The organism is Terriglobales bacterium (assembly GCA_035573675.1).
GTDB lineage: Bacteria > Acidobacteriota > Terriglobia > Terriglobales > Acidobacteriaceae > DATMAB01.
Genome location: DATMAB010000005.1, coordinates 25672 through 33584, shown reverse-complemented (window position 1 = coordinate 33584; position 7913 = coordinate 25672). Strand labels below are relative to the sequence as shown.

Annotated in this window: 9 protein-coding genes; 4 read left to right on the top strand and 5 right to left on the bottom strand. The window is 64.6% G+C overall.

The genetic code is table 11. The annotated features are described in order from the left end of the window. The 3 genes from VNK82_00470 to VNK82_00460 form a co-directional block, all read left to right on the top strand. On the top strand, nucleotides 1-343 hold a 343-nt coding region (locus VNK82_00470; GenBank protein HXE89416.1), incomplete at its 5' end, for a helix-turn-helix domain-containing protein. 42 nt (nucleotides 344-385) lie between these two features. Next, complete coding sequence (locus VNK82_00465; GenBank protein ID HXE89415.1) at nucleotides 386-940, top strand: hypothetical protein; 555 nt, start codon at nucleotides 386-388, stop codon at nucleotides 938-940. A 66-nt stretch (nucleotides 941-1006) separates the two neighbouring features. After that, the gene (locus VNK82_00460) at nucleotides 1007-1231 is read left to right on the top strand and encodes a CDGSH iron-sulfur domain-containing protein (GenBank protein HXE89414.1); all 225 of its coding nucleotides are present in this window, start codon (nucleotides 1007-1009) and stop codon (nucleotides 1229-1231) included. A gap of 16 nt (nucleotides 1232-1247) precedes the next feature. Here the strand turns inward: VNK82_00460 and VNK82_00455 are convergent, their stop codons facing one another. The 4 genes from VNK82_00455 to VNK82_00440 all read right to left on the bottom strand — a co-directional run bounded on the left by VNK82_00455 (nucleotide 1248) and on the right by VNK82_00440 (nucleotide 6532). After that, a complete protein-coding gene (locus VNK82_00455; protein ID HXE89413.1) occupies nucleotides 1248-2489 on the bottom strand; it encodes a VWA domain-containing protein in 1242 nt (413 codons plus the stop codon). A 5-nt stretch (nucleotides 2490-2494) separates the two neighbouring features. Beyond that, nucleotides 2495-4294, bottom strand: coding sequence for a VWA domain-containing protein (locus VNK82_00450; GenBank protein HXE89412.1), 1800 nt, complete (start codon nucleotides 4292-4294; stop codon nucleotides 2495-2497). 48 nt (nucleotides 4295-4342) lie between these two features. Beyond that, nucleotides 4343-5839, bottom strand: coding sequence for a hypothetical protein (locus tag VNK82_00445; protein HXE89411.1), 1497 nt, complete (start codon nucleotides 5837-5839; stop codon nucleotides 4343-4345). Nucleotides 5840-5923: 84 nt separating this feature from the next. Beyond that, on the bottom strand, nucleotides 5924-6532 hold the full coding sequence (locus VNK82_00440; protein HXE89410.1) for an LON peptidase substrate-binding domain-containing protein: 609 nt from the start codon (nucleotides 6530-6532) through the stop codon (nucleotides 5924-5926). 83 nt (nucleotides 6533-6615) lie between these two features. Between VNK82_00440 and VNK82_00435 the strand changes: the two genes are divergently transcribed. Continuing rightward, nucleotides 6616-7446 (top strand): SDR family NAD(P)-dependent oxidoreductase, encoded by an 831-nt coding sequence (locus VNK82_00435; GenBank protein ID HXE89409.1) that lies wholly within the window; start codon nucleotides 6616-6618, stop codon nucleotides 7444-7446. Between the two features lie 34 nt (nucleotides 7447-7480). Here the strand turns inward: VNK82_00435 and VNK82_00430 are convergent, their stop codons facing one another. Next, nucleotides 7481-7855: a tetratricopeptide repeat protein gene (locus tag VNK82_00430; GenBank protein ID HXE89408.1), complete on the bottom strand. Its 375-nt coding sequence runs from the start codon at nucleotides 7853-7855 to the stop codon at nucleotides 7481-7483. Nucleotides 7856-7913: the final 58 nt, after the last annotated feature.

Genomic DNA, 7913 nt, shown 5'->3' with positions numbered 1-7913 from the left:
CGCCGAGAAGACCCTGGCCGACGACGCGCTGGAGCGCATGATGGCCTACGACTGGCCGGGCAACGTGCGCGAGCTGGAGAACTCCATCGAGCGTGCCTGGGCGCTGAGTTCAGGCCCGGTGCTGCACGCCTCCGACCTGCCCACCACCCTGCAGGGCCGTCCGCCTCGCTCCCCCGGCGTTGGCGGAGACCACGGAGTCGTGCCCCTCGAAGAACTGGAGAGGAAGGCCATCCTGGAGGCGCTTCAGCGGGTGAACGGCGACAAGCTGCTCGCCGCCCGCTTGCTGGGCATCGGGAAAACCACGCTCTACCGCAAGCTCAAGGAGTACGGCGTTCAGGAATAGAACCGGAGCGCGTTCCGCGCCGGGAAGGAGGTCGGCATCGTTATGGCTAAGTCTCGTGTTTTCATTGCTGAGAACTCTGGCGCGCGACGTGCTTCACATTCGGGCATGATCCTGCTGGTGACTTCCTCTCCCATGGCCCGGCGGTGTGCGGCGGCCATCACGCAGGCCGTCGGCGAAAAGGTGATGGTCGCGGCCAGCGTGCGCCGCGCGGCGACCCTGTTGCGTTCGATGGAGTTTTCAGCCCTGGTCGTGGACCAGCCGCTGGTGGAGGCCGACAGCCCGGGCGCCGAGGTGCTGCTGGCCCGCGCCGGTATGGCCATCCCGGTCTCGGTGAATCTTTCCATCAGCTCTCCGGAGCGCGTCGCGCGCGACGTTCAGGCCGGCCTCTGGCGCCGCGTGCTCGAACAGCAGATCGCCCTGCGCACCGTGCGCTCGCAACTCAACGCCCAGCTCAGCGATCCCCTCACCGGCATCCTGCTCTCCTCCGAGCTCGTCTTGAACGAGCCGGCGTTGCCGCCCGGGGTCGCAGAAAAGCTGCGCCACGTCTACGAACAGGCCTTGCTGCTGAAGTCCCGGCTGCAAGCCGCGGGCAGCTAGCCGCCCATCGCCCTCCCCGGGAAATCTTCCTGTGTTATCTTGTTCGCTCGATTTGCGGAGGCGCTCGTGTCCGACGTCAAGATCGTAGTCAAGAAGAACGGCCCTTATCGGGTCGAGGGTGAGGTTAAGCTGGTGGATCTGGACGGCAACGAATGGGACCTGACCGGCAAGCCCGCTTTCTCGCTCTGCCGCTGCGGGCACTCCTCCAACAAGCCGTTCTGCGACGGCACCCACAAGACCGTCAACTTCGTGGCCGAGGACACCGCCCCGAAGAAACCTCAGGTAGGATAACCGCTGACTGCTTGGGTCAGTGGATGGTTCTCGTCTTGCGCGACATGTAGTCCATCAGCAGGTATTGCCCGAGCGTGTACGGCGTGGTGAAGTAGGCTTTGCCCCGGCACATCTCCGTGACCTTCTGCACAAACTGCACCAGGCCGTAGTCCGAGGCCAGCATGAAGGTGTTAATGAGGATACCGGCGCGCTTGCACTTCGACACTTCTTCCAGCGTCTGGCTGACCACCAGCGGATCGAGGCCGAAGGCGTTCTTGTAAATGCGGCCGTCCTCCAGCGTGAGTGCCGAGGGCTTGCCGTCGGTGATCATCACGATCTGCCGCATATCCTTGCGCTGGCGGTCCAGAATGCGCTGCGCCAGGCGCAGGCCCTCGCGCGTATTGGTGTAATACGGGCCGACCTTCACGCGCGCCAATTGCGACAGGGGCACTTCCTCGGCGGAGTCGTGGAACAGCACCAGGGAGAGCGAGTCGCCCGGGTACTGCGTCCGGATGAGCTGCAAGAGCGCCATGGCGACTTTCTTGGCCGGGGTGAAGCGGTCTTCGCCGTAGAGGATCATGGAGTGCGAGCAGTCCAGCATGAGCACGGTGGCGCACGACGACTGGTACTCGCACTGGTGCACCTGCAGATCCGAGTATTCCAGGTTGAGGGGGACGTGCAGTCCTTCGCGCTGGATGGCGCTGGCCAGCGTGGCGGTGATGTCGAGGTTCAGCGTATCGCCGAACTCGTAAGGCTTGGGCGCGCCCGAGGTCTCGATGCCGGTGGCCAGGTCGCGCGTGTCGTGGCGCCCGAAGCTGGCGCGTCCCAGCGACGCCAGCAGATCGCGCAGCGCTTTGAATCCCAGGAAGTCCAGGCTCTTGTCGGTGATCTCGAAGCGCGCGCGGCCTTCCATTCGGTCGGCGTGGCCCGGCAGTTCGGATTCCTCGGTCCGCTCGCGCGGTGCATCGATGGAGATGTAGTCTTCCTGCTCCATGCGCTCGATGAGCCGCTCCACCAGCTCGTCGAACGTGCCCTCGGCGCGCAGGCGCTCGATCTGCTCGCGCAGGACGTCGTCCAGCAGATCGCCCGACTCCAGAGCCTGCTCGATGGCGCGGCGCAGTTCGTCCAGCGTCTGCTCGCCGCGCATCTCGTAGAAACCCAGGTAGGAACTCTCGAAGCCGCTCTGCAGCAGGTAGTCGGAGAGGGCGTTGAGCAGGTCCTCCAGGCTCATTTCCCCGGCGGCGTCGGCGACATATTTGCTGTAGCGGACGAACTTCATCTCTGTCAGGAGCCCGGACGCCGCACCGTCAGCGGAGCGCTCAGCGTGCCGAAGTATCCCGTGCGGTTGTCGCGCACGGCCAGACGCAGATCGTATACGCCGGCCGGCACAGTCACTTCCATCGGCAGCATCAGCCCCTGCTGTTGCACCTGCGCGAATTGGTCCGGCGCCAGCGTGGCGTCCACCGTCTGCCCGGTGTTCGCCCCCACCTTGCCGTCGGGCGTCAGGGCGGTCACGAAGAAGTCCAGGTTGATGCGCCGGCCGCCGCTGGTCTCTTCACTGCTGAACGAGTTCGCCGGTACCAGGAACTGAATGGTGACCTTGGCCTGCGCTGCCGGCGTCAGCGGCGGCACCACGCGCGCGTCGAACGTCACCATGGTGGCATCTCCGGAGCCGCGCAGCATCAGGGCCTGCATCTCGGCGTCACGCTGCTTGGCGTCGATCTTCATCGGGTCGACAGCGTAGTAGCCGCGGCGATAGCGCAGCTCGACGCCCGGACGGCTGACCGTGACCTTGATCTTGCGGAACGAGCCGTCGAACTTCTTCTTGTCCGGATAGTAGCCCAGGTTGTAGTAGGCACTCCCGTCACTGGCAACGAGTGCAACTGCATTGTCGATGTCATTGCGGTTGTAATAGGCGCGGCCTCCGGTCTGTTGCGCCAGGTCCTGCATCACGCCCTGGTTCGAGGTGATGGAAGCGCCCAAGCTCTGCACCTGGGTGCCGTACTCATGGCCCATCTGCAGCATACCTGCGGCGTTCAACCCACTGCGGCTCGCATCGGCGAGTTGCTGTGCCCCAATCAGGCCCCGCGCGTCCACCGGGTACACGGCCACCTGCGAGTCAGCCAGCAGGGCCGCAGTGCGGCGAATCTCATCGACCCGGCCTTGGCGAAGTTGCTGGCTATATGCGAAGGCCGTGTTCTCTTCTGCGATGGGCGGCGGCGCCGTGGGGTCATTGGCGCGAGTCGGCGTGTAGGTAACGGAGGCATCTTCGGGAGTAAGCGTGAACGGGAAGGCTGCCGAGACCCAGACCAGGTTCTTGCGTCCGGGCATTCCTGCAACCATGCGCCCGATGGCACGCAGGGACTCCAGCGTGATCCCCATACGTACCTCGAGTGCGGTGACGGCCTCCTCCTGCTGGAAGTGGTCGAGTGCAAAACGAAGACGCTGAAGGGTATTTGATTCGCGAACTTGGACTCCTCGCGCGCCAATGGCCTCCGGAGGGACACTGCCCAGTCGCACCTCCACAGGCGTCGTCGCCGTCTCCCGTGCGCTCTCCGGGCGCCAGTTCTCCAACGCTTGGCGAAGCAGCTCCGGATCGGTTGTAAACCCCTGCAGCTTGTACAGCCCGTTGCCTAGCGCCAACACCGCCATGTATTGCCCAGGCTTGTGCTGCGTCTTAACGTACTCGATGAGCTTCTGCCGCACGTAAGCCTGGTTCTGAAAAGGGGAATTCAGCCCGTCCACCAGCAGGATGGTGACGGCTCCCCGTAGTGGTTGCGTTTCCGGTCGATTGCTGTAGATGTTCGGCGGGAGTGCCGGAGCCGCCGGGCTCATCGTCTTGTGCAGGCCGAAGACGCTGATCTTCTGCTTTTTGCCGCCCTCCTCCAGCACGAAGTCTTCCGGCTTGAGGTCGGTCACCGGATTGCCGCTCTTATCTACCGCGATCACATCCACCATCACCAGGCGGGTGGTCACACGGATGACGGGCGTCACCTGCGTATCGGACTGCTGGGCGTACAGCAACAGGGTGACGGTGGAAATCGTCAACAGACCCAGGCATAGGAGCAAACGATTGCGCAACATTGCGATTCCTCCTCGCTGGAATCGGGGCCCGAGACCAAGACCAGGGGACTAATTGTAAGGCCGGCGGCGGCGCACCGGAGGCTCGTCGCTGGGTTCGGGCGGGCTGACCTCCACCCGCCGGGCCGCCTTCTCGCCCGCCGTGAACACACGCTCCTCATTCCGGCCGATCTTGCGATGGGCGTGCAGCCCCTCGAGGACGAACTCCGCTGCCGCCACCAGCAGCGGCGGAGGATCCTTCGGCTTCACTCCCAGCGGGGCGAGCTGCTCCAGCAAGCCCCCGATATGGCGCAGGCCGCCCAGGGCTTCGTTGGCGTCCACTTCCTCGTCCAGCCGGATCGAGCCTCCGAGATCGAACCACTGCACTACGTGCTGCAGGTTCACCCCGGCAAAATAGCCGTCAAACGTCCGGGCGATGGCGGTGCGGATCAACTCGCGGGCCACGGCGTCTCCGCCGCGCATCTCGCCCTCGTACTCCAGCTCCAGCTTGCCGGTCAGAGCGGGCAAGGCGGCATAGACGTCGCTCAGTCGCGGCACCACCAGCATCTCGTTCCCGCGGATGGTCCGCCGCTCGGCGTTGGAAACCGCGTTCTCCATGCAACTGATGGCCAGCCGCTGGCTCACGCCCGAACGCTTGTCGATCTTCTTGTCTTCGCGCGCCACGAAGGCCGTCATCTCGATGACCTCGGCCACGAACCGCGGAATCACCAGTTGCAGGCCGTCACGCGCCGTCCACGCTTCCTGGGCGGTGATCCGCATGCCCTCGGCGAGCGTGGCCGGATAGTGCGTTCGGATCTCCGAGCCTATGCGGTCCTTCAGTGGCGTCACGATCTTCCCCCGCGCCGTGTAGTCCTCGGGATTGGCGGTGAACACTAGGGCCACGTCCAGCGGCAGGCGCACCGGATAGCCCTTAATCTGCACGTCCCCTTCCTGCATGATGTTGAACAGGCCGACCTGGATCTTCCCTGCGAGGTCGGGCAGTTCGTTGAGGGCGAAGATGCCGCGGTTGGAGCGCGGCAGCAGGCCGTAGTGCATGGTCAGCGTGCTGGAGAGCTCGTGGCCGCCGCGCGCCGCCTTGATGGGGTCGATGTCGCCGATCAGATCGGCGATCGTCACATCCGGCGTGGCCAGCTTCTCGACGTAGCGTTGGTCGGGCGTCAGCCATGTGATGGGTGTCGCGTCCCCTTCCGCAGCGATGCGCTCCCGGCAGGTCAGGCAGATGGGAGAATAGGGGTTGTCGTGGATCTCGCAACCCCGCACGGCAGGCAGCACCGGATCCAGCAGGCCCGTCAGTGAGCGCAGAATGCGGCTCTTCGCCTGCCCGCGCAGGCCCAGCAGGATGAAGTTGTGCCGCGAGAGGATGGCGTTCACAATCTGCGGCAGCACCGTGTCTTCATATCCGATGATGCCGGGCAGGATTTCTTCCTTGCGGCGCAGCTTGGCGATCAGGTTCTCGCGCAGTTCGTCTTTCACCCGCCGGTTGCGGACGCGCTGCTCGCAGAATTCGCTGCTCCGGCGCAGCTCACCGAGCGTCTGAGGAAGGGTCATGAAGAAGCAGGTCCCCGCAGACTTCTGCCTGCGATTATACGCCCCGCGGCGCGGCTGTCTCCTGAGGCGGTGCCCTTCTCGCGATCACAGGGCGTGGCCGTTCCCGCCCGCCACCTTCCGCACTCGTACGGAGCGGCGCATCCGCGGCAGCAGCGCCTGATAATACTCAATCACGGCAGAAACGCGCTGCGGTTCCGAGCGCATGCCCAGCAGCGTCTGCTTGAAATCCAGATCGAGCGGCAGGGGCGCGACCAACTGGAACGACAGTTCGCCGGCGCCTGGCATCGGTGACGGCGCTTCCACGCCCGCGACCTCCAGCACCTCGTGGTAGAGCCGGAGGGCGCGCTCCACGTCCTGGCGGTCCGTGGTGCCGGGCTCGTCGTCGAAGTACGTCACTTCAGCTTGCAGGAAGGCGCGCTCCTGGTTCAGTCCCACCAGCTCAAAACGCTGCCGGCCCTGGGTGAGGATGTCGAGCCGCCCGTCGTCGTACTGTTTCGTGACTTCTAGGATCTCCGCCGTGCAGCCCACCTCGGCCAGCGTCTCGCCCTGCGAGCGCACCACGCCGAAAGAGCTCTTGGCGGCGATGCACTCCCCGATCATCTCCTTGTAGCGCGGCTCGAAAATGTGCAGGGGCAGCGGCGCGCTGGGAAACAGCACCACGTCGAGCGGGAAAATGGCGAGCAGCGAGTCCATGTGCAGACGGCCCTCTTAGCATACGCCTGGGCGTTGAGCGTTGCAGCTTGACTTGCCGGCGGCGGCCCCATTCAATGCTCGGCATGGAACTTGCTGGGAAAGTGGTTGTGATTACCGGCGCCTCGATGGGCATCGGCGAGGCGCTGGCGAAAGTGTTCGCCGATCACGGCGCGTCCGTGGTGCTGAGTTCGCGCGACGCAGGACGCGCCGAAGCCGCGCGGCAGCGCATCGGCCACCTGGAGCGCACCCTCGCCCTGGCCTGTGACGTGCGCCGCCGCGAAGACATCGACCGCCTGGTCGCCGCCGTCCTCGAGCGCTTCGGGCGCATCGACGTGTGGATCAACAACGCCGGCCATGGACTGATCGACTCCATTGCCACTATGGACATGGCTGCCTGCCGTAGCATGTTCGACACCAATCTGTTCGGCGCTGTCGAGTGCATGCAGGCCGTGGTGCCGTGGATGAAGAAACAACGATCGGGCGCCATCATCAACATTTCCAGTGTGGCCGGGCATATCGCCGTTCCCTACCGCGGCGCGTACAGCGCAACCAAGTTCGCGCTCAATGCCATCGGCAGGACGGCGCGCATCGAACTGCGCGGCACCGGCATTAACGTGCTGACCGTCTGCCCCGGCTACATCGCTACCGACTTTGCCGTGAATGCCATTAAGGGCAGGGAGCGCATGCGACTAGGCACCGCGGCGCGCCAAGGCATCCCCGCCGAGCGCGTGGCGCGCGCGGTGCTCGACGCCTACAAGAACGGCAAGCGTGAGATCGTGGTGCCGTGGAAGGATCACCTCTTGATCAAGATCTATCAGTGCTTTCCGCGTCTGTTGGAGTACGTCATGGCGCGGCTGCTGCGTCCGGCGGACGAGGTGATTGCGAAAGCGCTGGCAGCGAGGAAGGGAAGTTGAGCTTCAACCAAGAGCCAAAAGCCAAGAGCCATTCTCATCCCAACTCGGCCAGCATCCCTTCCATCTCCGACTTCGCATGCGCGTTTCCGGTGTTCTCAGCGGAGGTGATGCCCCGGCGCAGCATGCTGCGCGCCTCGTCCGTACGACCGGCTGCGGCCAGGGTCTGCGCCGCCATGAAGTACCCGGCGGTGTAATCGGGATGCCGTTCGAGGAGTTTCCCGAAGTGCTCGAGCGCGTTTTCCACCTGGCCCAGTTTGGAATACTCCATTGCCAGCCCGTAGCGCGCGAACGCGTCCCCGGGATTCTCGGCCAGGAACTGTGTCAGCATCTCGATGCGGTCCATTGCAGTGGTCAGTGGCCAGTGGTCAGTCACCAGCGGCGAGCGGTCATGATGAATGGTCAATGCCATGGGCGTCAAATTGCCTGCTCGGGCGAAAGAGTGCTGGAAGCGTTACAATGCCGCGGTT